Origin of the sequence: Exiguobacterium sp. s39 (genome assembly GCF_018618925.1) — a bacterium.
In the GTDB taxonomy this organism is placed as follows: Bacteria; Bacillota; Bacilli; order Exiguobacteriales; family Exiguobacteriaceae; genus Exiguobacterium_A; species Exiguobacterium_A abrahamii.
On the sequence record NZ_JACSNA010000003.1, the window covers coordinates 1 to 19,355 of the forward strand.

The window sequence follows — 19,355 nt, forward strand, 5'->3', positions numbered from 1 at the left end:
ATGGTGCGGTCGAGAGGACTTGAACCTCCACGATGTTGCCACCACTAGGCCCTCAACCTAGCGCGTCTACCGATTCCGCCACGACCGCAAATATGAAATTAAAAATGGTGTGTCATGCAGGATTCGAACCTGCGACCCTCTGATTAAAAGTCAGATGCTCTACCAACTGAGCTAATGACACATAAAAACTGGGCTGGAAGGGATCGAACCTTCGCGTGCTGGAATCAAAATCCAGTGCCTTACCACTTGGCTACAGCCCAAAAATGGCGGTCCTGACGGGATTCGAACCCGCGATCTCCTGCGTGACAGGCAGGCATGTTAACCGCTACACCACAGGACCGCAATTTGAAGTTGTAAACAACTCTTTAAAAAGAAATGGTGGAGGATGACGGGATCGAACCGCCGACCCCCTGCTTGTAAGGCAGGTGCTCTCCCAGCTGAGCTAATCCTCCATATGGTGACCCGTACGGGATTCGAACCCGTGTTACCGCCGTGAAAGGGCGGTGTCTTAACCGCTTGACCAACGGGCCATATCGTAATTAATAATTATTCTCAAGAAACATTTTCACATAAGAGGTCTGGCGGAGATGGAGGGATTCGAACCCTCGCACCAGTTTCCCGGCCTACACCCTTAGCAGGGGCGCCCCTTATAGCCACTTGGGTACATCTCCAAAAGAATGGCTCCGCAAGTAGGATTTGAACCTACGACCTACCGGTTAACAGCCGGTTGCTCTACCGCTGAGCTATTGCGGAACGTTACGTTCTGTTCGGAACACTTTTATATAGTAGCAACTTTTTTTCTTTCCGTCAATGCTTTTTTAAAAAAGTTTTTAGCGACGATAAGTTGTTTAGTTGCTGTCGTTTTGACGACTTCTATAATTTATCATGCTCCGAAATGAACGTCAACTACTTTTGTAAAAAATCTTTCCACGACACCGACCACATCGATATCTTTCCGTATTCATGCGTCTTTTCCTTCTATATAATGTGCTGCATTTCTCACATTCATAAAGATAGGATTTTTTTTCGTCTTCTTGTCTTCTGGGACTGTATCGAAGCCCACCATAGCGCTCTAACCATTCCTTGAAGTCTTGATCTTGATGACGGTGTCCCATTCCTGCTAGATGTAAATGATAGTGACATAGTTCATGAATCACGATTCCGCGGAAGACTTTCATGTCATCGATATATCGTTTATTGAAGTCTAAATGGTGATCGCCTAAGAAGTAGCGACCACCTGTCGTCTTCAGTCGTGGATTAAAATAAGCTTCATGTCGAAACGGTAAGGAAAATACGTCGAGCGAAAGTTGCTCGACGTATCGTTGTAATTGTTCATTCGTCATTTCGGCGGAACCAGTGTCAAACCAATGCGTCCCCGCTCTGGTTCAACATTCGTCACCCATACCGTCACGATATCCCCGACAGCGACGACATCAAGTGGATGTTTGACACGCTTACGACTAAGCTTCGAGATATGAATCAAGCCATTCTCTTTCACTCCGATATCAACGAACGCACCAAAATCAAGAACATTCCGGACCGTCCCTTGGAACTCCATCCCGACTTGGATCATATCCATCGATAGAACATCTTGGCGAAGCAACGGTTTATCGAGCGCTTCCCGTGGATCACGACCCGGACGTTGTAACGCTTCGATGATATCACGTAATGTCGGTTCTCCGATCTCGAGCGTCTGTGCCATCTCCGGTAATGACAATGTAGACAATTGTTCCCGCACCGTATCCGTTCCAACTTGATCAAGTGTTAAGCCTAATGTCTTGAACAACTTCTCGACTGTTTTGTACTGCTCTGGATGAATCGGCGTCCGGTCGAGCGGATGCGTACCTTCTAGAATTCGCAGGAATCCTGCAGCCTGTTCATATGCCTTTGCACCAAGACGAGGAACTTTCAATAATTCCTGACGCGTCTTGAACGTTCCAAGTTCCGAGCGACGTTCGACGATTTTTTTCGCCGTCGCTTTCGTGATTCCTGCGACATAACTCAAAAGCGGTTCTGACGCTGTATTAACATCAACTCCGACTTGGTTGACGACCGTCTCGACGACGAAATCAAGTGTCTCCTTCAGTTTCGTTTGCGAGACATCATGTTGATATTGACCGACTCCGACAGACTGCGGGTCGACTTTGACGAGTTCAGCCAGTGGATCTTGCAGGCGACGCGCAATCGAAATCGCGGATCGTTGTTCGACTTGAAGCTCCGGAAACTCCGTCCGGGCAATCTCTGAAGCAGAATAAATACTTGCCCCTGCCTCGTCGACGATCGTAAAGGCGATATCTTTTTGCCCCTGCATCCAGTCCGCAACGAATGCTTCTGTTTCCCGCGAAGCTGTACCATTGCCGATTGCAATCAATTCGATCCCGTATGTATCGACGAGCTGCGAAAGAGTTTGGCGTGCTTCTTTTGCTTTTTGTTCTGACATCGTCACGTAGATGACGCCGACTTCCTTCATTTCACCTGTCGGATCGATGACTGCCCACTTACATCCTGTCCGGTAAGCCGGATCCAGTCCCAACATGACTTTCCCTTTCATCGGTGGCTGCATGTAGAGTTGGCGGAGGTTCTTACCAAAGACGTCGATTGCTTGGAGCTCTGCCTTTTCCGTCAGTTCATTGCGAATTTCTCGTTCGATGGCAGGGAAGACGGATTTTTTATAGCCCGTCGTGATCGCCGCTTCGACGATATCGCGTTTCTTTGGCGCCAGTTGTGCGTATGAACGAAGCAATGTTGGTAAAACCTGCTGTTCCTCTAACACGACTTTCACAGAGACGATTTTCAATGCTTCCGCACGGTTAATCGCAAGAATCCGGTGCGGAACGATCTGTTGAATCCGTTCACTGTAGGCATAATACTGTGCAAATACACCTTTTTCATCGACTGCATCCTTTTTCTGTTTCGTAACGATTTCTGCTGAACGGCGCATTTGCTTACGAATGAACTCACGCACCGTCGCTTGTTCGCCCCACTCCTCGGCAATGATCGATTGTGCCCCGGTAAGAGCTTCTTCCGGATCCAGCCCATTGCTCAAGCGATGGAATGTCGCTTCATCATAAGCAGACTTGTCGCGGAACCAGTCAGCAAGTGGTGCAAGCCCTGCTTCCCGTGCAATTTCCGCCTTTGTCCGACGTTTTGGTCGAAACGGTAAATAGATATCTTCGACTTGTTGTAACGTCGTCGCTTCCTCGAGCGTTCGACGGAGTTCCGGCGTCAATGCACCTTGCTCCTCGATTTTTTCAAGGACGTCACTCCGTCTACTTTCAAGTTGTGTTAATTGTTTATGTCGATCAAGAATCGCTTTGATCGCGACCTCATCGAGTTCACCTGTCTGTTCTTTTCGGTAGCGGGCGATGAACGGAATCGTACCGCCTTCTTCCGTCAATTGTAAGACTGCCTTCACTTGCGCAGGACGTACATTCAATTCACTTGCGATTCTCTTTTCCATCTGCTTCACCTCTCATTCATTATACCGAAGAACGCATGGAAAAGAAAAAAGACTGACACAAGGTCAGTCTTTTGAGAATACTTCATTTGGTTCGACTTTGATCGCTTCACGTAACTTCTGCAAAGCACGTCGTTGGAGACGGGAAACGTGCATTTGTGAAATGCCGAGTAATTCGCCCGTTTCTTTTTGACTCATATTGCGGTAGTAGGCACATTCGAGAATCGAACGTTCGCGGTCCGTTAAGACAGCAAATGCCTTTTCAAGAATCAGACGCTGATCGACGGAGTCGTAGCCGTTTTCTTGATTCCCGACGAGGTCGAGTAACGTAACGGTACTACCTTCCTGATCTGCCTCAATCGAACTATCGACGGATAATGCTTGATAGCTTTTACCCATCTCAAGTGTTTCGAGGACTTCCTCTTCCGATACTTCAAGACGCGCAGCAATTTCATCAATGCGCGGAGAGCGTTGCAACTCCGTCGTCAATTCTTCCACTGCTTTCTTGATTTTCGGTCCGAGTTCCTTAATGCGACGTGGAACGTGGACGCTCCATGTCTTATCGCGGATGAAACGTTTGATTTCACCGATGATCGTCGGAACAGCAAACGACTCAAAACTGCGACCGAATTCTTTATCGAAGCGGCGAAGCGCTGCGAGCAACCCAATCATACCGACCTGAACGAGATCGTCATGAATCGGTCGACCACGCGAGAACTTCCGGGCCAAAGCTTCTACCAAGTCTGAATAACGCTCGAGTAATGCCGCATGCACTTCCTCATCTTGGTCGTCCTGCTGATACAAATCAATCAGTCGAAGTACTTCATCATCACTGTGATGGCGTTGTTGAGACTTTGCTGGCACTTTGACCCACCTCATCTCTATTCATATATTTTGTCATATGGACAGTGACGCCGTTCGCTTTCTCGATCGTTACTTGATCCATCAATGCTTCGATCATCAAGATGCCGAGTCCTCCTTCATGCAAGGAATCGAGATCGTGTGCATCCGTAATCGGTTCACTTTGGCGTTTGACCTCATCTTTATCGAACGTAATGCCGTTATCCTTGACGACAATCTCGAGACGATCATCTGGATAGACGTTACATGTCAAGGCGATGCTACCATCTTCTTTTCCTTCGTACGCATGTTGAACAGCGTTCGCGCATGCTTCCGAGACAGCGATCTTGATATCTTCGATGTCATCATACGTATATCCCATCCGGTTCGCGACGCCTGAAACCGTCAAACGAGCAATGGCTACATATTCCGGTTTTGCCGGTAATGTCATGTTTAGTTGTTCGTTCTTCATTGCGTTCCACCTCTTACACCACTATCGATTGTAATGATGCTTGAAAGACCTGTGATTTCGAATAGACGACGGATGCGTTCAGAAACGCCGACTAGCGTGAACGATGTACCGTTCTTTTTCGCTGCTTTGAGCGCTCCGACGAACACGCCGAGACCTGTCGAATCCATGTAGTGTACTTCGTCCAAATGGACGACGACATCGTTTGTTTCAACTGCCGGGACTAGTTCTTGGCGAAGCTTTGGTGCTGTATACGTATCAATCTCACCTGCGATATAAAGATGCGTCTGACCGTCAAGCTGCTCTGTTTTAATTGTTAAATCCATCTTCAAGTTCCTCCTCAAGGAAAATCTGTCTATGTGGTCTTGCTATTCATCCTACCTCATCCCTTTATAAAAAGGTCACTTGGGTATGTTTCCCCGAAGTGAAAACTTTAAAACCTATTTTATAAAAAAAGAGGTCAAAAAAAGTCGCATACGCTAGTATCGACTCTTCTTGTGTTGCGCTTCTATGTAAGTGCCTAAAAATCAACCAAGCCTAAGCTGATTGCGACGGCACTATTTACCTTCATCATCGTGTCTGGATCTAGATGTGTGACTTTATCCGTTAGACGGCGTTTATCAATTGTCCGGATTTGCTCAAGTAAGATGACCGAATCACGTTCTAATCCGTGTCGCTCTCGATATACTTCCACATGGGTCGGTAGTTTGGCTTTGTCGATCTGTGCCGTGATCGCAGCCACGATGACTGTCGGGCTGAATCGGTTACCAATATCATTTTGTAGAACAAGCACGGGACGAACTCCCCCTTGTTCCGATCCGACCACAGGTGACAAATTTGCATAAAACACGTCGCCACGTTTGACTATCAAAGCTTACACCCCGCTTACTTGACGTAGGAGTGAGAACTCCGCCTCCGTTTCAATCTGGAACATTTCGCCAACGATCGATAAATTGATTGCTGCCATTTCTTCGTAACCACGCTTCAATTCCTCACGTAGCTGACGCTTGCGTTCTTCGGTCGTATGGTTCGACTTCATCCCAATCGTCTCCTTCGCTACATTTCGCTCAACAAACTGCATTTCCCGTTGTTGGACCAAGATAATGGCACCTCCAGATTCACTGAAACCTTAACGAACGACTCACTTTCTACTTCAATATATCAGTCGAATTCAGAAAATACAATCAAAATTCAAACAAATAACATATTTTTGCCATCTTATTGATGTCTTGTACGAATCATTGACGCGGAACACGCTTCGAGAATTGACACAGAACTTCATAGTTGATCGTCCCGAGCCAATGGGCTGCTTCCTCGATTGGTGCCCCTTCTCCAATCAAGATGACTTCCGTCCCAATCGGATATTCCCGCGGTAAACGAATCATGAGCCGATCCATGCAGACACGACCGACGATTTCGCACGGCAGACCGTCTACGATCAACGAATAGCCTTGGAACTTGCGTGACCAGCCATCCGCGTAACCAATCGGAACGGTACCGATCCATTCATCCGTCGGCGCTGTATAAGTCGCTCCGTAACTGATCGTTTGACCCGGCTCGACTTGTTTGACCTGCATCAAACGACTTTTCAGTGAAAACGCTGGTTTTAAGAACTCGTAATGTCCTGCCATCTCATCCGACGGCATCACCCCGTATAACGCGATACCGACTCGTACGACGTTAAACGGCGCTTGACCTGCTAAGCGAATCGCTGCCGCCGAATTGGCACAGTGGACGTAACGGATATCCGGTACTAGTGCGACATACGATAAAAACGTCTTGAGCTGGCGCTCGAATAACTGACTGTTCAGCTCGTCAGCAGTCGCGAAATGCGTATAGATGCCTTCGAGTTCGACGAGATCATCATCGCACTCAGCAAGAATTCGCTTCAACTCATCGACATGTTGTAGTCCGAGTCGTCCCATTCCCGTATCGATCTTGATATGCAAGCGGAGATGATCGATTTCCGTCAAATGACGTTTCGCTTCCTGAAGCCAATCGGCTGAAAAGACAGGAACGGCGACATCATAATTCGAAGCGACTGGTGCATGTTCTGGTAGTAAGGCTTCAAGCATCAGAATCGGTGCTTGGATGCCCGCTTCTCGTAACTCAATCGCTTCTTCAAGGAGTGCGACAGCGAGTAAGTCGGCTCCGTTCTCAAGAGCGATTTCAGCGACTGTCACTGCCCCGTGACCATAGCCGTCCGCTTTGACGACTGCCATCACCTGTTGCTCGCCCATCCGTGTTTTGATTTCGCGTATATTATGTGCGATCGCTTCCCGATCGATTTCAATCCAAGTTGGTCGGTACATCCCATTCCCTCTTCTCTAATAAGACTTGCGCAGATGCATAATGCTCAGAATGTGTGATCGAGACGTGGATGACGCCATCGAATGGTCCACTCATGATCGGTCGCCCCGTCTCATCGTTTAAGACTTCAACGTCTTGCCAAGAGACTTCTTTTCCGACGCCAGTTCCGAATGCTTTGACGAACGCTTCCTTTGCGGCGAAACGTCCAGCGAGATACTCGATGCGACGATGTCCCGAGAGCGATTGAAATCGTTCCTGCTCTGCCTGGGTTAAGATTCTCCCAGCAAAACGTGGCTGTCGCTCGAGCGTTTGCTCGATTCGATTCAGTTCGACCAAATCGATTCCAATTCCATAAATCATCTGAGACGCCTCCACAGTTCTATTCTTCGCCATCTTCATATAGAATGAAGATGAAGCGAGGTGTTGTCATGTTTAGTCGAACGGAAAACCTACAAACGTTCACACGTTCTTATCCGGTCGTTTCGTTGTTCATTTTAATCCAAGTTGCCCTGTTTGTCATCGAACAGTTGGGCCCACTCCTTAATCTGACATTCTCTCCTCTAAATGCAGGGGCATCCATCAATCTCTTAATCGAACAAGGTGAATGGTGGCGTGTCGTCACAGCAACGTTCTTGCATTACGATTTTTGGCACATTGCGTTCAATACGTTTGCTCTCGTCATCTTCGCTCCACCGCTTGAGCGGATGATTGGTCATGGTCGATTTGCAGCCTTTTACTTGCTCGTTGGTACGCTCGCGAACATCTTGACGTACTTCACGAAAATCAACGAACCGTTTTATGGTCAAGCTGGAGCATCGGGTGCCATTCTTGGTTTGCTTGGTTTTTATGTCTACTTGAGTCGATTCAAGCGGACGGTCATCCTAGCAGACGATACACGTCTTGTGTATATCTTTACTGCGGTCACGGCAGTCTTTACCTTGCTCGGATCGAACGTTGCTGTCTTTGGTCACTTGTACGGTTTCGTCCTCGGATTCCTCTTTGGATTCGTCTTTGGTAATCGTGCCGTCCCATTCACACGTCCGTTCCAAACCGGTCGTCGTTCGAGCGGTGGACCTGTCTTCGTAAGCGGTTCTGGTCAACTTGGTCGGATCTTCTTCTATATCATCATCGCGTTTGCCGTACTCGGATTATTCTTCCGTTACTTGTAAACCAGCATGCAAAAAGGACTCCGCTACACACTCGAGTTCTTGCAGATTGTAGATAAAAGGGCTGACTCAAAAAATGACGCATCTTTTCACGCCCTTTCCTCAGGCGAGACACAAGCCAGTTTTCCCGCTCCATTCGAGCAGGAAAACGGGTCTTGTTTGTCTCTGACAGCGCAAAATCGCGTTTTTTCCTGTAGGAGTGGCGTATGACGCGTCATTCTTTTGATACTCGGAAGAAGTAGTAGAGAAGTATTTTGTTCCCTCGACATCGCTTCCTAGGGAAAAACAAGCAAGAGCGACCCTGCAGCGAAGCGGCGCGATGCTTGTCCCAGGAAAACGATGCGAGACGAACAAAAAAAGCGTAATCCTTCTCGTTAGAGAAAAATTACACTTTGTCTTCAGTCTCAAAGGACTCCGCTACACGCGTGAGTCCTTTTTTTGCTTATTTGCGAAGTACTTCTGCTAAGTCCTTCACGTCGTCAATCAGGTTATGGATTGTTTCCTGATTGTCCGTATAGAGTGCTTTTAGTTCTTCAAAGCGCCCTTTTGGATCTTGTTTGACAGCAGACAATTGTGTTCCTGCGCCGCTGAATGTCCGTTTCACTGCTGCAAACTGCGCTTGGCGCGTATCTTTATGCAGTAGTGATAAAGTAGCGCCGACAAGTGCGCCACCAAGTGTTGCTACGACAAAATAGTTCTTCTTCATCTGTTAGTCCCCCTGCATCTCACTCATTTGTTGGTGGTACGATTTGATACCGTTTCATGACGGGAGAAGGCGCGAACGACTTCCCTGCCTCTTCAGCATACTGGTCTACCGTAAGACGTTCAACTGATTTTGCATAACGAGCTCCGTCCCCTGTCTCTTGGAACTGAATCAATAAGGCAAGATCCGTTCCCTTCTCGACACGTCCAATCCGAAATGCCTGGAAGCCACCATATTCTGCTCCGATGACTTTCGGATTCGACATCACTTGATGTACGAATAGATCCCCGCTATTTTGATCTGCCGGAATCGACCAGTAGAAGAGACTGCCTTCGTCCGAAAAATTGCCACGTGATTCGAGCAACGTATAGGTATTGCCACTTTGAAAAGGTGATTTCGAGTCCGTCTCCATCCAGAGGATGGCATCGCCGCTTCCGCTAGCGACACGAATATGAGCATCACGGGAACGAATTTGTTCAACGAACGAACCGCTACCGAATGTAATCGAAAGTTTAGATGGCATCACAGGCCTCCGCAAGTTGAAAGTCTTTTTCCGTCAATCCGTTTTCATCATGAGTCGTCGCTGCAAGTGTGACGTTTTTATAGTCGATCACGATCCTTGGATGATGATTCAAGTTTTCAGCGATACTTCCGACTTCTTGTACGAAATCCAGTGCCGCAGGAAACGATGCAAGTGTATAAGTCCGGACGATTTCATCATCCACGACACTCCAATCCTGCAACCGCTCAAGACGCTCTTCCACTTCATACTCATTCAACCTAGCCATCCCTTTCTCCTCCTCTACTATCATTTTCGTCCTATACCTTATACCCCATTCTTTTACTTCTCTATACCTGTTTGTATCCGATTTCTTCCTTTTGCCTTCTGTGTGAGATAGAGTACAATGTGAAAGAGAACACTAATTCAAAATCGGAAAGGGGCTTACGCATATGCGCGCTCTGATTGTCATTGATTACACGATCGATTTCGTTGCTGACGAAGGAAAGCTGACTTGCGGAAAACCAGGACAAGCGATTGAAGAACGGATCGCTACGTTGATGGAGGAGTTTTCAACGGAAGATTACGTAGTCATCGCTAACGATATTCACGAAGAAGGCGATACATTCCACCCGGAAACCGTCCTCTTCCCGCCACATAATATCCGCGGAACACATGGACGTGATCTATTCGGGAAAGTCGCAGCCATGGCACGGGTCGCCGATCACGTTATCGACAAGACGCGTTACAGTGCGTTCGCCGGGACGGACCTTGATTTACGCTTGCGTGAACGCGGTATCCGCGAAGTCCACCTCGTCGGTGTCTGTACGGATATTTGTGTCCTTCATACAGCTGTCGATGCCTACAATCTCGGGTATCGTATCGTCGTCCATGCCGATGCGGTCGCAAGCTTTAACGCGACTGGTCACGAGTGGGCGCTTACACATTTTAAACAATCGATCGGCGCAGAAGTCGTCGGCGAATAAGAAGGGATCTGTCCGTCATGTTACAACGTAATCTTGCACTCCATACCGATCTGTACTTACCACGGTGGATGTATATCTATTGGAAAGAAGGACGTCATAATGAACGTGCCGTCTTTGATGTTTACTACCGTTCGAATCCGTTCGCAGGAGGCTATGTCGTCTTTGCAGGTCTCGAAAATATCATCGAGTATATTCAAACACTCCGTTTCACGGAAGAAGATATCACGTACTTGCAAGAGATGATTGGCTTCCCGGATGAGTTCAAGGATGAACTGCGTCAGTTCAAGTTCAATGGCTCGATCTCAAGTGTCAAAGAAGGCGAAATCGTCTTCCCGAACGAACCACTGATTCGGATCGAGGCACGCATCTTTGAAGCGAAGCTCTTACAGACCGCGATTCTGAACATCGCGAACCACGAATCGCTCATCGCGACGAAGTACGCACGTATTCGTCAATCGGCTCCCCGTGCGAAGTTCCTCGAAGCTGGTGCCCGTCGCGCGCAAGGCATCGATGCCGCTTACTTCGGAACGCGTGCTTCGTACCTGGCTGGTTTTGACGTCACAAGCCTTGCTTCAGCAGGACGCGACTTCGGCATTCCGTGTGGTGGAACGATGGAACATGCTGACATTCAATTCCACGATGACGAATTGACGGCATTCCGGACATTCGCTTCTCATTATCCGGATCAGGCGACATTACTCGTCGATACGTACGATACGCTCAAGAGTGGTCTTCCGAATGCAATCACGGTTGCAAAGGAGCTCCAAGCCAAAGGGCATAAACTGCGTGGCATCCGGATCGATTCTGGCGACTTATCTTACTTGTCAAAACGTGCCCGTAACATGCTTGACGAAGCTGGCTTCCCGGAAGTCGACATCGTCTTGTCAGGGGACCTCGATGAGTACGTCATTCAGGACTTACGCATCCAAGGTGCCCAAGCCAATACATTCCTCGTCGGAACACGTGGTATTACAGCTTACGAACAACCGGCTCTTGGGATGGTTTATAAACTGGTCGCGCGTGAAGTAGATGGCGAGCTCGCACCCGTCATCAAAGTATCCTCGTCAAAAGCCAAGACGACGACACCTCACATCAAAGAAGTCTATCGCATCATTGATCCGGTGACGGATAAGTTCAAAGGCGATTACGTGACGTTGATGGACGAAGATCCGTCGACACTTGAAGCTGTCGATCTCATCGACGTCCGAGACCCATCGTTCCGAAATCGCATCGAACAGTTCAAGGTCGAGCGGTTACTTGAACCAATCTTCAAAGATGGAGAACTGGTCTATACGGTCCCAACGATTGAAGAAAGTCGCCACTTCCACGAAACACAGATCGGTCGTCTGTGGGAAGAGTACAAACGGCTGCGGTTGCCAGAGATTTATGCTGTCACATTCAGCGATCGTCTCTGGAAGCTCAAACTCGACATGATTCGGGACACTCGACTGGCAAGTGGGTTAAAATAAGACACAAAAAAGCGCCGTTCTTCCTCCATCGGGATGAACGGCGCTTTTTCTCATGTTAATCCTGCTTCGTTTCCGACAGGTGTCATTTCTGTTGGCGCTTGTTCCATCTTCTTACGAAAGTACCATGCGAAGCCAAGTGCACCTCCGATGAAGACGATATACGTGATGCGTTGACCGAATTCAGCTAAGGAATCCGCGTAGAAAATACTGATTAAATGATCACTTCCACTAATGAGTAGCAAACAGGCAATCAGGAGCGCAATGCGATATGCAAGCGTCGGGCGGTCTGTCGGTTCAGCATGCCAATACATGATGATATGGTGGGCAAGTAGAACGATACCCAGGATTCCTAATATTCCAATGAGTACTTGCGGCATAATGAACGATCCTCCTGTTTAGTAGTATCTAGTCTTATTTAAACATAGTTCATACGAATTTCGTCAGGAAAAGTTTCCCGTCTTACATTCCTCACGGTATACTGTAGGAAAATCGTAAGCGATCAAAGGAGGGCATTTTTTCATGAAAACCTTTAAGTTATGCACATTACGCATTTTAATGGATGAGTCAGGACGTGATACGACGATTCCCGTCGCCATTCAGGACGGATTGACGGTCAGTACCGAACAGACGGCACAGTGGGTTGCAGAAATCGTCGTTCCTCCGACGGATCAGCCGATCGTCGATGAATTGTTCACAAAACATTTACGTGCTTTGATTGAAATCACGATCTCACGACCTGATAATGACCCTGCCGCGATGATCGTCACGCCTCTTGAACGGACTGTCTTAAGCGAAAACGTCTCGTATGTCTTCACAGGTAAGATGGTCATGATGAAAAATGATTTATCTGAATCGATCTTACGCGAAGTCGTCGAAGATGGATTCGCTGGCGAAGAACTCGTTCAGGAGTATAAGGATCGTCGTTCAAAACGTGGTGCCCATATCACAAGTATCGCTAAAGAAACGTTCAAACAATATTTGACAGAGCATCCGAACACGCCCGTCTCTTAAGGTTTTTCGACCTCGTCCGTGATGTGGTCCGCTACGTTGATTCGATCAATCGTATAGCGATCCGTATGATGGATATAATTCGCACACGCGTTTTTCAAAGGTGTCCGGTAACTAAATGTCGCGTCAATCGATGATAATGCTGCCTTGATCGTATGCGAGTGACAGACGATTAGAATTCGTTTCCCTTCATACATGCGTGTCACTTCCTGTAGCGCCTCGAACACGCGATCCTGGATGGCTTGTTCCGTTTCAAGACCCGGCACAAGCGTCGTATCGTTCGCTTGAACGGCCTCGTAAATCGCTGCGACTGGTTCACCGGAAGCGGCTCCGAATTCGCGTTCGACAAGTCGCTCGTCTGTAGCTGTAATCGCTAAACCAACAGCACGACCGATGATTTCTGCTGTCTCAACGGCACGCGACAAGGGACTTGCTAACAAGACATCCCACTTTTCATTCGATAGATAAGCGGCACTGAGTTCCGCTTGTCTTCTTCCTGTTGCATTCAACGGGATATCTTCTCTTCCCTGAATCCGTTCGTTTAAGTTCCAATCCGTCTGACCATGCCGTACTAAACAAATTTCAGTCATGTCTCTGTCTCCCTCATTTAAGAAATATGACTGATTGTATCATGTTTTCCATTCGCAAGTTGTCGCGGTGGCAACAGTAGTACCTGGCAGGTGAAACGTTCAATTCGTTCAAGCAATCGCTCGATCTTTAACGGATTTTCCGTCTGAGCGAAACTGGCAAGTGAGTGGGTGCCATTCGGAAAGGAAAACAAACGAACATCTGCTCCGACATCTGCTCCCTTCTCAACGAAATGCAAGGCTTGAGAAAATGGGACGATTGGATCTTTTTTACCGTGCAAGAGCATGATGGGCGGGGCATCCGATGTTAGGTGCGTGACGGGTGAGACGTGCGTCATCAGCTTACGCCATTCTTCTCGTCCCCCCTTATAGAACTTAATGTGGGCAATCCAAGTTTGAATGAAATTAAACAACAAAAAGTTCGTCGGTGGATATAAAGCGATCACACCACTGATCAATGGCATGTGCCGCTCATCGCGCTCACCAACGAAAGCAGATGGGGCAAGTGCCGTCGTCAGCATGAGTGCGGCTCCAGCTGAGTCTCCCCATACCATCATCCGTCCTCTTAGAATGCGAAGACCCTCTGCTTCCTTATTCAAAAAACATAACGCATCCCGTACATCTTCGAGGTTATCCGGAAAATAACTGCCCTCTTCGAACAAACGATACTCAATACTACAGACGGCAACTCCGAGTTCAAGCAGACGGTCGACGATTGGACTAAAGCAAAACATGTCATCGCGCTCTCCACGAACGAATGCACCACCGTGTGCATAGATGGCAACTGGAAACGGTCCTTCTCCCGGTGGATAATAGAGATCGAGCTGTAAGATGCGGTCTCCCACCTGTTTGTAGGTGAGCGTCCGCGGTGCAAGTTGTTTTTCTGTGAGTGGCAAGGCGGGTTCGGTCCATCGAAGCAATGCACCATAATTGTTCCAGATACTCGCTCCCGCTGCTGCCGTCGTCAATAACGCAGCTCCCCCCATTAGCCATGCAGTTTCACGTTTCACTTGATCACCTCCAAAAGACGTGCCAGTTTCTTCACTTTATTATCCTTCTACCCCGTTTTAAAAGAAGTCGAACGTCTCGGTATTCGTACTTGACGCTTCACCAGCGTTCCGCTATAGTGAGAAAGTCCAAATCGGAATAATTACGTTTTAATAATGGAGGTATCATATAATGAAAAAAATCATTCCTGCTTTAACAGTCGCTTTCGCAAGTGCAAGTGTTCTCGCTGCTTGCGGTTCGAATACCGATTCATCGACTTCAGATAAAACCCAGACAGAAGTCTATGCATCAACGTTCGCGACGGCTGCTATTGCCCGCGAAATCGGAGGGGATCAAGTCAACGTCAAGATGATCGTCCCACCTGGAGCAGACCCCCACTCTTACGAGCCGACGTCAAAACAACTCACCGAGATTGCTAAGGGCGACTTGTTCCTCTTAACCGGTACGACGCTCGAGCCGTATTCGAAAAAAATCCAGGAGAGTCTAAAAGGCACGGATGTCCGCTTCGTCGAGACGAGTAAGGACGTCAACTTGCTAGAATCGGATGCTACACTTCATGCACATGAAGAAGAAGGGCATACAGAAGACGAACACGCTCACGAAGAAGAAGGGCATGATGATCATACAACGGACGAACATGCGCATGAAGAAGAGGGGCATGACCACGGAAAATACGATCCACACGTCTGGCTCGACCCTGTCAACGCAAAAGCAATGGCACGTTCGATCACAAGCGCTTTATCAAAAGAAGCTCCAAAAGACAAAGCAACGTTCGAAAAAAACTTGAAAACGTTCGATCAGCAAGCTGATGAATTGGACGAACAATTTAAACAAGCCGTCGCTGATGGATCGAAAAAAGAACTTCTCGTTACGCATGCCGCTTATGGTTACCTCGCAGAACGATATGGTTTCACACAACTGCCGATTGCGGGAATTTCTCCTTCCGATGAACCGTCACAAAAGCAACTGGCCGCTTTAGTGAAAGAAGCACGGATGCATGATTTGAAATACGTCGCGTTCGAAGAGACGGTCTCACCGAAGGTCGCACGTGTCATCCAAAAAGAAATCGGAGCTGAATCCGTGACGATTCATAATCTAGAGTCGGTCACGAAAGCGCAACAAAACAGCTCGTATTTCAAGTTGATGGAAGAAAACGTCCAAACATTGAAAAAGGCACTTCAGTAAAGTACAGTTGACACGCGTTACTCAATGCGGTACGGTAAGAAACGTGTTTTACAACAATTGAATGACTTCTTTTTATCGCGAGAAACGGAGGGACTGGCCCAATGATGTTTCGGCAGCGGACGATTTGATTCGTACTGTGCCAAATCCAGCAAGCGAAAGCTTGAGAGATAAGAAGAGCGTCTTTATTTCATAAAGACCTCCTTCTTTCTTGCGAAGGGGTCTTTTTTTGTATCTTTGAGAAACGAGGTGTCAACAATGAATGAAACGATCACGCCTAACAAATGGGCACTGCTTCCCCTCGTCGTATTCCTAGTTCTCTTCATCGGAGCCGGGATCTTCTATGACGACTTTTACAAATTTCCGATCCTTATCGCCGCACTGATCGCTTTGATTTTTGCTGCAATCACGACGAAAGGATCCATCAATCAAACGGTCGAACGAATCGCAACGGGTGCCGGAAATCCTGATATCATGATCATGGTCTTCATCTTCTTACTAGCCGGTACGTTTTCTGGAACAGCAGAAGCAATCGGCGCCATCGATGCGACCGTTAATGCTGCTTTGACGTTCCTACCTCCGTCGCTCCTCATGAGTGGTCTGTTCATCATCGCTGCCTTCATCTCAATGGCAATGGGGACATCGACTGGAACGATTGCTGCACTCGCGCCAATCGCCTTCGGTATTCATGAAGCGACAGGCATCAACGTTGCGATCGCAGCGGCTGCTGTCGTTGGTGGATCGATGTTCGGCGATAACTTGTCGTTCATCTCGGATACGACGATTGCCGCCGTCCGGACCCAAAAAACGAACATGCGCGATAAATTCCGGACGAACTTCATGATCGTCCTACCGGCTGCTATTTTGACGGTCATCCTACTCGCATTCGTTTCTGGTTCTGGTGACGTCGTCGAAGCAAAAGCATTTGAATTCTACAAGTTGATTCCATATCTCGCTGTCATCGTCCTTGCACTATTTGGCGTCAATGTCATTCTTGTCTTAATTGGTGGTACGTTACTCACCGGCATCATCGGTATGATTGATGGTAGTTTCGGCTTGAGTGGCTTCGTCCTCTCGATGTCTGAAGGAATGATGGGCATGGCGGAGATCTCCATTTTGACGCTCCTCATGGGTGGTCTCGTCAGCTTGATTACGTTCAACGGTGGAATCGCCTTCTTAAAAGAGACGCTGACACGCAAGATTTCACAGCGTCGTGGTGCCGAATTCAGTATGGCGGCACTCGTTAGTGCAACGAATCTCGCGACTGCAAACAATACGATCTCGATTCTCGTCGCTGGACCACTGGCAGCTGAAATCGCCGATACGTATGAAGTCGATCGAAAAAAATCGGCGAGTATCCTTGATATCTTCTCTTGTGGTATTCAAGGCATCATTCCGTATGGAGCACAACTATTGATCGCAGCAGAATTGACGAAAACGGCTTCACCGGAACTGATTCCGTATCTGTTCTATCCGTTCCTCCTCTTCGTCTGTGGATCAATTGCCATCTTCTTCGGCTTACCACGCATGAAGAAGACAGCGACGAAGCAAGAAAAAATTTCTTCGTAACCATAAAACAGGTCCAATCGCGTCGACGATTGGACCTGTTTTATTATTTATTCTGCTTCGCTTGTCGTTCTAAGATTAAGTAAGCGATTGCCGGAAGCGGGAACTGAACGAGTCCAGCGCCTCCCCACACCCATGGATTACGTCCTGACTTTCGCGCACTAAGAAACAGACCCACTGCCTGCGTTACTAACAAGGCGCCAATGCTAAGCCAAGTACATTTGGATAGCTTTTTATTCTTTTGAGCCATCTTTTCTCCCCCTCTTTTAACACACGATTAAATCTCACGATTCTTTTCTATTTTACCTTATTTCATTCCTCCATGAGCATGGAAACGGACGTCTTCGTTCGTTCATGCTAAACTAAACGAGCAAATCTAAACTACGTTTTATGAGGAGGAGTAACACATGCAATACGCAAAACTTTCAAACGGTATTACGATTCCCCAAATCGGATTCGGTGTCTGGCAAGTAGATGAAGAGACAGAAGCACCTGCTGCTGTCGCTGAAGCATTACGTGTCGGCTATCGTCATATCGATACGGCTGCTGTCTACAAAAACGAGCGCGGTGTCGCAAAAGGAATCAAGGAAAGCGGCGTGAAACGTGAGGATCTCTTCTTAACGTCAAAAGTCTGGAACGATGATATTCGTGCCGGTCGGACGAAGGAAGCATTCGCAGAATCGCTCGAACGTCTCGAAACAGATTATCTTGACCTCTATCTCATCCACTGGCCGGTCGAAGGCTATATCGAAGCGTGGAAAGCAATGGTTGAACTGTATGAAGCAGGCAAGATCAAAGCGATCGGTGTCTCGAACTTCAAAGAACATCACCTCGATACATTGGCAGAAGAGGGCTTGATGGCACCAATGATCAACCAAGTCGAGTTGCATCCACAATTACCGCAACACGAACTGCACGAATACTTGCAAGATCACAACATTCAAGTCGAAGCATGGAGCCCACTCATGCAAGGGAAATTCCTCGAAATCAACGATTTCAAGGAAATCGCAGAGAAACACGGCAAGACACCTTCACAAGTCGTCTTACGTTGGCATCTCGACAACGGCATCGTCGCTCTTCCAAAATCCGTTACACCAGCACGCATTGCGGAAAACTTCGACGTCTTTGATTTCCAACTCGATGCTGATGATCTTGAGAAAATTGATCGTATCGCAACGGATGTCCGCCTCGGACCGGATCCGGACGAAATCGATTTTTAATCTGGCGATTCACATAAAAGATGAGGCTGACTCAAAAGTCCGTTTCCACAAAGAGAAGGGTGGCAGAACGATGATCTGCCACCCTATCTCGTAACAAAAAGAATGACGCGTTTCACGCAACTCCTACAGGAAAAAGCGCATCTTTGCGCTGTAAGACAAACAAGACCCGTTTTCCTGCTTGAATAAAGCAGGAAAATTGGCTTGTGTCTCGTCTGAGTAAAGGGCGTGAAAAGACGCGGCATTCTTTTTTGAGTCAGCCTCTTGATTCATCTGAACGACGAGAGACCCGTTTCCAGTCTACGACTCGGAAGCGGGTCTCTTTTTTATGCTTTAAGCTGTTCAGACATAATAAATTAAAATCGTATCTTCCGCTTCTTCTGCCTTTTGAAAATAGGCACGTAAATCGGCGAACTGTTCCCAGATATCCTCGAATTCGCCCGGTGTTCCGGCTTCATCATGAATCGAAGCGAGTGCCCGTTGATCAAAATTCCGCATCACCTCAGCCGAGATGATGAGGAGTGGCAAGGGCAGAATACCGACAATCGCCGCTTTCTCCTCATTGACGATCAACTCTTCGCCAACGATCGCTCGTCCCAGGTTGTAATGTGTGTCTTGATCAATATAGATATCGATTTGATTCATCAAATGATAGATGGCGTTCGTCTGTTCGAGGGCGAACAATTGTTCATGATCGGGTTGTGTCTCATGAATGAATAAAATCCAATCCATGATGATGTGGGGATCGTTTCCGAACGACTCCCAGACCGCATCCGTGACGCGGACGAAATGTACGTTTTCCATTCTCCCCCTCCCTTCTGTACTCTGTATTCCCTTTTTAAATTCGTTCTATACAAAAAAAGAGCCAGATTTCTCTGACTCCCTTTT

General features: G+C 47.7%; 24 protein-coding genes, 8 tRNA genes and 1 riboswitch. Of the genes, 7 read left to right on the top strand and 25 right to left on the bottom strand.

Features of this window, described 5'->3' with window-relative positions; genetic code table 11:
- Nucleotide 1: 1 nt before the first annotated feature.
- From KNQ11_RS13155 to acpS, 17 genes are all read right to left on the bottom strand, one after another.
- Nucleotides 2–88: transfer RNA gene (locus tag KNQ11_RS13155), tRNA-Leu, on the bottom strand.
- Between the two features lie 17 nt (nucleotides 89–105).
- A tRNA-Lys gene (locus KNQ11_RS13160) sits at nucleotides 106–181 on the bottom strand.
- Nucleotides 182–188: 7 nt separating this feature from the next.
- A tRNA-Gln gene (locus KNQ11_RS13165) sits at nucleotides 189–260 on the bottom strand.
- A 4-nt stretch (nucleotides 261–264) separates the two neighbouring features.
- Nucleotides 265–340: transfer RNA gene (locus tag KNQ11_RS13170), tRNA-Asp, on the bottom strand.
- A 36-nt stretch (nucleotides 341–376) separates the two neighbouring features.
- Nucleotides 377–452 (bottom strand) — tRNA-Val (locus KNQ11_RS13175).
- A 3-nt stretch (nucleotides 453–455) separates the two neighbouring features.
- A tRNA-Glu gene (locus KNQ11_RS13180) sits at nucleotides 456–530 on the bottom strand.
- A gap of 49 nt (nucleotides 531–579) precedes the next feature.
- Nucleotides 580–671: transfer RNA gene (locus KNQ11_RS13185), tRNA-Ser, on the bottom strand.
- A 7-nt stretch (nucleotides 672–678) separates the two neighbouring features.
- Nucleotides 679–753 (bottom strand) — tRNA-Asn (locus KNQ11_RS13190).
- A 149-nt stretch (nucleotides 754–902) separates the two neighbouring features.
- Entirely contained in the window at nucleotides 903–1,343 is a 441-nt protein-coding gene (locus KNQ11_RS13195) for a SprT family protein (protein ID WP_195865960.1), read from the bottom strand.
- Nucleotides 1,340–3,460: a Tex family protein gene (locus KNQ11_RS13200; RefSeq protein WP_214772228.1), complete on the bottom strand. Its 2,121-nt coding sequence runs from the start codon at nucleotides 3,458–3,460 to the stop codon at nucleotides 1,340–1,342. Before KNQ11_RS13200 ends, KNQ11_RS13195 begins: the two co-directional genes overlap by 4 nt.
- Nucleotides 3,461–3,523: 63 nt before the next feature.
- Nucleotides 3,524–4,321, bottom strand: coding sequence for an RNA polymerase sigma factor SigB (gene sigB, locus KNQ11_RS13205; protein ID WP_023469620.1), 798 nt, complete (start codon nucleotides 4,319–4,321; stop codon nucleotides 3,524–3,526).
- The gene (gene rsbW, locus KNQ11_RS13210; protein WP_023469621.1) at nucleotides 4,287–4,769 is read right to left on the bottom strand and encodes an anti-sigma B factor RsbW; all 483 of its coding nucleotides are present in this window, start codon (nucleotides 4,767–4,769) and stop codon (nucleotides 4,287–4,289) included. The genes sigB and rsbW overlap by 35 nt, the downstream gene beginning before the upstream one ends.
- Nucleotides 4,766–5,092 (bottom strand): STAS domain-containing protein, encoded by a 327-nt coding sequence (locus KNQ11_RS13215; protein ID WP_023469622.1) that lies wholly within the window; start codon nucleotides 5,090–5,092, stop codon nucleotides 4,766–4,768. Before KNQ11_RS13215 ends, rsbW begins: the two co-directional genes overlap by 4 nt.
- A 194-nt stretch (nucleotides 5,093–5,286) precedes the next feature.
- The gene (locus tag KNQ11_RS13220; RefSeq protein ID WP_023469623.1) at nucleotides 5,287–5,637 is read right to left on the bottom strand and encodes a type II toxin-antitoxin system PemK/MazF family toxin; all 351 of its coding nucleotides are present in this window, start codon (nucleotides 5,635–5,637) and stop codon (nucleotides 5,287–5,289) included.
- Nucleotides 5,638–5,640: 3 nt separating this feature from the next.
- Entirely contained in the window at nucleotides 5,641–5,865 is a 225-nt protein-coding gene (locus KNQ11_RS13225; RefSeq protein ID WP_023469624.1) for a hypothetical protein, read from the bottom strand.
- Nucleotides 5,866–6,004: 139 nt separating this feature from the next.
- Complete coding sequence (gene alr, locus KNQ11_RS13230) at nucleotides 6,005–7,078, bottom strand: alanine racemase (RefSeq protein WP_214725070.1); 1,074 nt, start codon at nucleotides 7,076–7,078, stop codon at nucleotides 6,005–6,007.
- Nucleotides 7,056–7,436, bottom strand: coding sequence for a holo-ACP synthase (gene acpS / locus KNQ11_RS13235; RefSeq protein WP_050679019.1), 381 nt, complete (start codon nucleotides 7,434–7,436; stop codon nucleotides 7,056–7,058). The genes alr and acpS overlap by 23 nt, the downstream gene beginning before the upstream one ends.
- A gap of 68 nt (nucleotides 7,437–7,504) precedes the next feature.
- On the opposite strand from acpS, the gene KNQ11_RS13240 reads away from it, so the two are divergent.
- The gene (locus KNQ11_RS13240) at nucleotides 7,505–8,245 is read left to right on the top strand and encodes a rhomboid family intramembrane serine protease (protein ID WP_064300646.1); all 741 of its coding nucleotides are present in this window, start codon (nucleotides 7,505–7,507) and stop codon (nucleotides 8,243–8,245) included.
- A gap of 439 nt (nucleotides 8,246–8,684) precedes the next feature.
- Here the strand turns inward: KNQ11_RS13240 and KNQ11_RS13245 are convergent, their stop codons facing one another.
- From KNQ11_RS13245 to KNQ11_RS13255, 3 genes are read right to left on the bottom strand one after another with little or no spacing between them, the layout of a single operon-like run.
- On the bottom strand, nucleotides 8,685–8,948 hold the full coding sequence (locus tag KNQ11_RS13245; RefSeq protein ID WP_023469628.1) for a hypothetical protein: 264 nt from the start codon (nucleotides 8,946–8,948) through the stop codon (nucleotides 8,685–8,687).
- A gap of 19 nt (nucleotides 8,949–8,967) precedes the next feature.
- Entirely contained in the window at nucleotides 8,968–9,468 is a 501-nt protein-coding gene (locus KNQ11_RS13250) for a hypothetical protein (RefSeq protein ID WP_023469629.1), read from the bottom strand.
- Nucleotides 9,458–9,733, bottom strand: coding sequence for a 4a-hydroxytetrahydrobiopterin dehydratase (locus KNQ11_RS13255; RefSeq protein WP_023469630.1), 276 nt, complete (start codon nucleotides 9,731–9,733; stop codon nucleotides 9,458–9,460). The genes KNQ11_RS13250 and KNQ11_RS13255 overlap by 11 nt, the downstream gene beginning before the upstream one ends.
- A gap of 163 nt (nucleotides 9,734–9,896) precedes the next feature.
- Between KNQ11_RS13255 and KNQ11_RS13260 the strand changes: the two genes are divergently transcribed.
- Both KNQ11_RS13260 and KNQ11_RS13265 read left to right on the top strand, forming a co-directional pair.
- Nucleotides 9,897–10,430, top strand: a complete 534-nt coding sequence (locus KNQ11_RS13260; RefSeq protein WP_050678478.1) for a cysteine hydrolase family protein — start codon at nucleotides 9,897–9,899, stop codon at nucleotides 10,428–10,430.
- A 17-nt stretch (nucleotides 10,431–10,447) separates the two neighbouring features.
- A complete protein-coding gene (locus KNQ11_RS13265; protein ID WP_029342847.1) occupies nucleotides 10,448–11,899 on the top strand; it encodes a nicotinate phosphoribosyltransferase in 1,452 nt (483 codons plus the stop codon).
- Nucleotides 11,900–11,949: 50 nt separating this feature from the next.
- Here the strand turns inward: KNQ11_RS13265 and KNQ11_RS13270 are convergent, their stop codons facing one another.
- Nucleotides 11,950–12,276, bottom strand: a complete 327-nt coding sequence (locus KNQ11_RS13270; protein ID WP_029342848.1) for a hypothetical protein — start codon at nucleotides 12,274–12,276, stop codon at nucleotides 11,950–11,952.
- A gap of 142 nt (nucleotides 12,277–12,418) precedes the next feature.
- On the opposite strand from KNQ11_RS13270, the gene KNQ11_RS13275 reads away from it, so the two are divergent.
- Nucleotides 12,419–12,910 (top strand): YwpF family protein, encoded by a 492-nt coding sequence (locus KNQ11_RS13275; protein ID WP_023469634.1) that lies wholly within the window; start codon nucleotides 12,419–12,421, stop codon nucleotides 12,908–12,910.
- Here KNQ11_RS13275 and KNQ11_RS13280 read toward each other — a convergent pair.
- Both KNQ11_RS13280 and KNQ11_RS13285 read right to left on the bottom strand, forming a co-directional pair.
- Complete coding sequence (locus KNQ11_RS13280) at nucleotides 12,907–13,497, bottom strand: histidine phosphatase family protein (protein WP_214772230.1); 591 nt, start codon at nucleotides 13,495–13,497, stop codon at nucleotides 12,907–12,909. The two genes, KNQ11_RS13275 and KNQ11_RS13280, sit on opposite strands and share 4 nt — an antisense overlap.
- A gap of 17 nt (nucleotides 13,498–13,514) precedes the next feature.
- Nucleotides 13,515–14,504: an alpha/beta hydrolase gene (locus tag KNQ11_RS13285; protein WP_214772232.1), complete on the bottom strand. Its 990-nt coding sequence runs from the start codon at nucleotides 14,502–14,504 to the stop codon at nucleotides 13,515–13,517.
- Between the two features lie 169 nt (nucleotides 14,505–14,673).
- Here KNQ11_RS13285 and KNQ11_RS13290 point away from each other — a divergent pair, with 169 nt between their 5' ends.
- On the top strand, nucleotides 14,674–15,687 hold the full coding sequence (locus KNQ11_RS13290) for a metal ABC transporter solute-binding protein, Zn/Mn family (RefSeq protein WP_214772240.1): 1,014 nt from the start codon (nucleotides 14,674–14,676) through the stop codon (nucleotides 15,685–15,687).
- A gap of 69 nt (nucleotides 15,688–15,756) precedes the next feature.
- Nucleotides 15,757–15,861: riboswitch (SAM riboswitch) on the top strand.
- Nucleotides 15,862–15,942: 81 nt separating this feature from the next.
- Nucleotides 15,943–17,253, top strand: coding sequence for a Na+/H+ antiporter NhaC family protein (locus KNQ11_RS13295; RefSeq protein WP_075642934.1), 1,311 nt, complete (start codon nucleotides 15,943–15,945; stop codon nucleotides 17,251–17,253).
- Between the two features lie 43 nt (nucleotides 17,254–17,296).
- On the opposite strand, the gene KNQ11_RS13300 is transcribed toward KNQ11_RS13295, so the two are convergent.
- Entirely contained in the window at nucleotides 17,297–17,500 is a 204-nt protein-coding gene (locus KNQ11_RS13300) for a hypothetical protein (RefSeq protein WP_149427980.1), read from the bottom strand.
- A gap of 157 nt (nucleotides 17,501–17,657) precedes the next feature.
- Here KNQ11_RS13300 and KNQ11_RS13305 point away from each other — a divergent pair, with 157 nt between their 5' ends.
- Nucleotides 17,658–18,470, top strand: a complete 813-nt coding sequence (locus KNQ11_RS13305) for an aldo/keto reductase (RefSeq protein ID WP_029342855.1) — start codon at nucleotides 17,658–17,660, stop codon at nucleotides 18,468–18,470.
- A 339-nt stretch (nucleotides 18,471–18,809) separates the two neighbouring features.
- Here KNQ11_RS13305 and KNQ11_RS13310 read toward each other — a convergent pair whose 3' ends face one another.
- Complete coding sequence (locus KNQ11_RS13310; RefSeq protein WP_029342856.1) at nucleotides 18,810–19,271, bottom strand: hypothetical protein; 462 nt, start codon at nucleotides 19,269–19,271, stop codon at nucleotides 18,810–18,812.
- Between the last annotated feature and the right edge of the window lie 84 nt (nucleotides 19,272–19,355).

Bases quoted from the DNA above. Each gene is read 5' to 3' on its own strand.
- KNQ11_RS13255 (WP_023469630.1), bottom strand. From the start codon at position 9,733: ATGGCTAGGTTGAATGAGTATGAAGTGGAAGAGCGTCTTGAGCGGTTG.
- KNQ11_RS13310 (WP_029342856.1), bottom strand. From the start codon at position 19,271: ATGGAAAACGTACATTTCGTCCGCGTCACGGATGCGGTCTGGGAGTCG.
- KNQ11_RS13270 (WP_029342848.1), bottom strand. From the start codon at position 12,276: ATGCCGCAAGTACTCATTGGAATATTAGGAATCCTGGGTATCGTTCTA.
- KNQ11_RS13300 (WP_149427980.1), bottom strand. From the start codon at position 17,500: ATGGCTCAAAAGAATAAAAAGCTATCCAAATGTACTTGGCTTAGCATT.
- KNQ11_RS13260 (WP_050678478.1), top strand. From the start codon at position 9,897: ATGCGCGCTCTGATTGTCATTGATTACACGATCGATTTCGTTGCTGAC.
- KNQ11_RS13275 (WP_023469634.1), top strand. From the start codon at position 12,419: ATGAAAACCTTTAAGTTATGCACATTACGCATTTTAATGGATGAGTCA.
- KNQ11_RS13215 (WP_023469622.1), bottom strand. From the start codon at position 5,092: ATGGATTTAACAATTAAAACAGAGCAGCTTGACGGTCAGACGCATCTT.
- KNQ11_RS13265 (WP_029342847.1), top strand. From the start codon at position 10,448: ATGTTACAACGTAATCTTGCACTCCATACCGATCTGTACTTACCACGG.
- KNQ11_RS13305 (WP_029342855.1), top strand. From the start codon at position 17,658: ATGCAATACGCAAAACTTTCAAACGGTATTACGATTCCCCAAATCGGA.
- KNQ11_RS13200 (WP_214772228.1), bottom strand. From the start codon at position 3,460: ATGGAAAAGAGAATCGCAAGTGAATTGAATGTACGTCCTGCGCAAGTG.
- KNQ11_RS13240 (WP_064300646.1), top strand. From the start codon at position 7,505: ATGTTTAGTCGAACGGAAAACCTACAAACGTTCACACGTTCTTATCCG.
- KNQ11_RS13295 (WP_075642934.1), top strand. From the start codon at position 15,943: ATGAATGAAACGATCACGCCTAACAAATGGGCACTGCTTCCCCTCGTC.
- KNQ11_RS13290 (WP_214772240.1), top strand. From the start codon at position 14,674: ATGAAAAAAATCATTCCTGCTTTAACAGTCGCTTTCGCAAGTGCAAGT.
- KNQ11_RS13245 (WP_023469628.1), bottom strand. From the start codon at position 8,948: ATGAAGAAGAACTATTTTGTCGTAGCAACACTTGGTGGCGCACTTGTC.
- KNQ11_RS13195 (WP_195865960.1), bottom strand. From the start codon at position 1,343: ATGACGAATGAACAATTACAACGATACGTCGAGCAACTTTCGCTCGAC.
- acpS (WP_050679019.1), bottom strand. From the start codon at position 7,436: ATGATTTATGGAATTGGAATCGATTTGGTCGAACTGAATCGAATCGAG.
- rsbW (WP_023469621.1), bottom strand. From the start codon at position 4,769: ATGAAGAACGAACAACTAAACATGACATTACCGGCAAAACCGGAATAT.
- alr (WP_214725070.1), bottom strand. From the start codon at position 7,078: ATGTACCGACCAACTTGGATTGAAATCGATCGGGAAGCGATCGCACAT.
- KNQ11_RS13280 (WP_214772230.1), bottom strand. From the start codon at position 13,497: ATGACTGAAATTTGTTTAGTACGGCATGGTCAGACGGATTGGAACTTA.
- KNQ11_RS13250 (WP_023469629.1), bottom strand. From the start codon at position 9,468: ATGCCATCTAAACTTTCGATTACATTCGGTAGCGGTTCGTTCGTTGAA.